The 1,437-nt window shown below is 75.1% G+C and carries 1 protein-coding gene and 1 pseudogene; one reads left to right on the top strand and one right to left on the bottom strand.

All coding sequences use genetic code 11. The annotated features are described in order from the left end of the window. Positions 1-35 precede the first annotated feature (35 nt). Positions 36-527, bottom strand: coding sequence for an HPP family protein (locus tag ABD308_RS23955; protein WP_344338446.1), 492 nt, complete (start codon positions 525-527; stop codon positions 36-38). A 151-nt stretch (positions 528-678) separates the two neighbouring features. On the opposite strand from ABD308_RS23955, the pseudogene ABD308_RS23950 reads away from it, so the two are divergent. Beyond that, positions 679-1,437: pseudogene (locus tag ABD308_RS23950) on the top strand (amidohydrolase family protein); the annotation flags it as partial.

Raw genomic sequence — 1,437 nt, 5'->3', positions numbered from 1 at the left:
GGGGTCATCCGATCGGATGACCCCCTCATCGGCCGTCACCAGGAGAGCGGGTAGCGCACCGGGTGCCCGCCGATCCGGCCCGGCAGCAGGCCGATCGCCACCAGCAGGACGGTGGAGAGCGCCAGCAGGGGAAGGAACGGCCAGGCCTTCGGCGCCTGGAGCACCACCACCACGGCGCTGGCGACGGCCGGGGAGTGCGAGACGTGGCAGAGCATCATCGTGCCCAGCGCGAGTCCGGCGGCGATCGCAGCGCCCCAGGCGGTGCTCCCGGTGACCGCGAGGACGGCGTAGCCGATCAGGGCCGCGAGCAGATGGCCGCCGACCAGATTGCGGGGCTGGGAGATCGGCAGACCGGGCGCGCCGTGGACCAGCGCCGCGCTGGCGGCGACCGGTGGTATCAGCAGCGGCTGGTGGACCAGCACGCCGATACCGGCCAGCAGGAGCAGCGCCCCGATGGCGAAGGCGGACGCCCGCAGGGCGTGCAGCGGATGCGGCCGGGGGGCCTTGGCGGTGGGCGGCGTGGGCATGCGCAAGCGGCTCCGGGTGGGGAACGGGGGACCCGGGGATGATAAACAGACTGTTGCAAGAAAAGGTGGGATGTTTCGCCAGTTGGACAGTTATCAGACACTCCGTGGACAGACGGGTGTCTCCGCCGGCGGCCGAACCACCCCAGCGACCATGCCCGCAGAGAGGGTTGACCCCCCATGGCCGGAACCGCCGCCACCGTCTTCCGCAACGTCCGCCCGTTCGGCGCCGAGCGGCCCGTCGACCTGATCGCCGTCGACGGCGTGCTGGTCGAGCGCCTGCCGGACGGCGCCGAGCCGGTCGTCGTGGAGGGCGGGGGCCGGATCGCGCTGCCCACCCTGGTGGACGCGCACATCCACCCGGACAAGACCGCCTGGGGCGAGCCCTGGTGCAGCCGCCGCCCGGCCGCCGCGCTGCCCGAGTACGTCCAGGGCGACGTCGACCTCTACCACCACCAGCGCACCCCGCTCGCCGAGCGCGCCCACCGGCTGCTGGCCCACGCCGTGGCGTGCGGCACCCGCGCCGTCCGGGCGCACGTCGACGTCGCCCCCGCCTACGGACTGGCCGGGGTGACCGGACTGGCCGAGGCGCGCGAGCGGCTGGCCGGGGCGCTCGACGTCCAGCTGGTCGCCTTCCCCCAGCACGGCGTCCGCCGGACGCCCGGTGCGGGGGCGCTGCTGGCCGAGGCGGCGGCGAGCGGGCTGATCGACGCGGTCGGCGGGATCGACCCGGCCGGCTTCGACGGCGGCCCCGACGGCGAGGGCCCGGCCCAGCTCGACCTCGTCTTCGACCTCGCCGAACGCCACGGCCTGCGCCTCGACGTCCACCTGCACGACCGGGGCGAGCGCGGCGTCGACCCGCTCCTGCGGCGCGTGCTCGTCCTCCAGGTCGGTCAGCAGGTCGTAGCGCCCC

Source organism: Kitasatospora putterlickiae, assembly GCF_039527695.1.
Classification (GTDB): Bacteria; Actinomycetota; Actinomycetes; order Streptomycetales; family Streptomycetaceae; genus Kitasatospora; species Kitasatospora putterlickiae.
Note: the sequence above shows the minus strand (reverse complement) of the source record. Positions and strands in the feature narration are given on the sequence as shown.

Coding starts and splice junctions, on each gene's coding strand:
- ABD308_RS23955 (WP_344338446.1), bottom strand. CDS start 527: ATGCCCACGCCGCCCACCGCCAAGGCCCCCCGGCCGCATCCGCTGCAC.